The following is a 1,918-nucleotide window of genomic DNA, read 5'->3' on the forward strand; positions in this document are numbered from 1 at the left end:
ACAAAAATATATTGGCGGGAAAGATTCCCGCCAATTAATTAATTCTCTCTATTATTGCGGCTCTCGCCACTCTATTTGTAAGCTATTTTAGAATATTAACAATCTTCTCTCACCAAAGCAGCTAATGTCTGTAAACCAATATCAGCTTGTTCTTCTGTTGCATGACTGAAGTTAAGTCGTAACTGGCCACAGCCCTCTGACGGATATGGCAGGAACGATTCGCCCGGCATAAATGCAATATTTTTTTCGAGTGCTTTAGGCAATAGTTTACGAGTATCAATACAATGATTAAGTGTGAGCCAGAAGAATAACCCACCGGCAGGTTTCTCCCAAGTGGCAAGAGAACCAAAATGGCGTTGTAAAGAGATCTCAAATGCATCACGACGACTCTTATAATATGTGGCCAGTTGGTCCATATGTTCAGCATGATTGGCGGCACGTAGCTGTTGCAATACCAGCCATTGGCTGATTCGGCTACTGTGTAGATCAGCCGCCTGCTTTAGCCGTGTCAGATAAGGAATTAACTCTGACGAAGCAACCAGATAGCCTAACCGCAATGCCGGGGATAAACTTTTAGAAAAGGACCCCTGATAAATCCACGGTGCGTGCTGTAATAAGGCACATACCGGCTTTCGCTCACACGGATCATAGACCAGGTCATGATAGGGATCATCTTCAAACAGCGGCAACATAAGGTCATCACACGCCTTTGCTAATGTGGCCCGCTGTTTACTATCAAGACAGTGACCACTTGGATTCTGAAAAGTTGGGATGCTGTAAGCAAAAGCGGGCTTTTCTGTTTTGAGTTTATCAATATCAGGTTGTGCCGAATCATAAGCCACAAACTGTGCCCCGAAGAACCGAAATACCTGCAATGCTGCCAAATAAGTGGGCGACTCAACAGCGACAGGTGTTCCTGCATCAATAAATAATTTAGCGACCAGATCAATTCCTTGTTGCGAGCCTGAAATAATCAGGACCTGCTCCTCAGTGCAAGATAAACCGCGCCTACATAAATTCTGCGCAATATGCCTGCGCAATTCCGTTTCCCCTTCACTGGCCCCGTATTGCAACATCGATTGCGGCATTCCTTCCAGGTGCAAGTGCGGGAAACTTTCAACCGCAGGCAACCCGCCAGCAAATGAGATCNNCCCAGGCCGTTCAATAACAGAGAGTATTTCCCGTATAGGCGAGGGGTGAAGATCGTGCAGCCGTGAGGAGAATCGATTATTCTGATCCACTACAGTCTTATTCATGGCAGTCCTTCCATAAAGGTCAACATATTTGACCTTTATGGACAGTAAAATGGACGGCTGATTACGTCAATAGTATTGACCTAATTATTTTTTAATTTGTGATAAAAATCCGATGGCAACCTCCAAAAACGTCCCGCAACAGGAAGACCAACGACTGCATCAAGCCATCGAACAGTTCTATTTTGGTTATCGGACATTTACTGAACTACCGGATAAATTACTGGCTCAGCGAGGATTAGGTCGGGTTCACCACCGCATCCTGTACTTTGTCGGACACAATCCTGATATCGCCATCAATGCCTTGTTGGGAATTCTGAAAATCAGCAAACAAGCGCTTAATGCACCATTAAAACAATTAGTTAAAATGGAGCTAATCACGGTTACCACCGCCGAATATGATCAAAGAGTGCGGCAGTTATCTCTCTCCCCCGCCGGTAAAAAGCTTGAATCTCAATTAACAGAGACACAAATGCAACTGTTACGACAGGTATTCCAACAACTGGGAAAAGAAACAGAAACAGCGTGGCTGCAAGTTATGCAATGTCTTAATAAGGATTGAGATTAGCATCAAATTATAAGATGTTCTGTGTGAGTTATACTCGAATGAGATTAATGGCTGGCATTTAATAGAAGGGATAAAGAGTGATAGACCATACGGGGAT

At 44.1% G+C, this 1,918-nt stretch carries 2 protein-coding genes; one reads left to right on the forward strand and one right to left on the reverse strand.

Annotated features, from left to right (window positions below; translation table 11 throughout):
• Nucleotides 1-95 precede the first annotated feature (95 nt).
• Nucleotides 96-1,256, reverse strand: a complete 1,161-nt coding sequence (locus tag V2A85_RS23320; RefSeq protein WP_420072514.1) for a PLP-dependent aminotransferase family protein — start codon at nt 1,254-1,256, stop codon at nt 96-98.
• Between the two features lie 112 nt (nt 1,257-1,368).
• Between V2A85_RS23320 and V2A85_RS23325 the strand changes: the two genes are divergently transcribed.
• Complete coding sequence (locus V2A85_RS23325; protein ID WP_083159106.1) at nt 1,369-1,815, forward strand: MarR family winged helix-turn-helix transcriptional regulator; 447 nt, start codon at nt 1,369-1,371, stop codon at nt 1,813-1,815.
• Nucleotides 1,816-1,918 lie beyond the last annotated feature (103 nt).

It is taken from the genome of Yersinia sp. 1252 StPb PI (genome assembly GCF_048593885.1).
GTDB lineage: Bacteria > Pseudomonadota > Gammaproteobacteria > Enterobacterales > Enterobacteriaceae > Yersinia > Yersinia enterocolitica_E.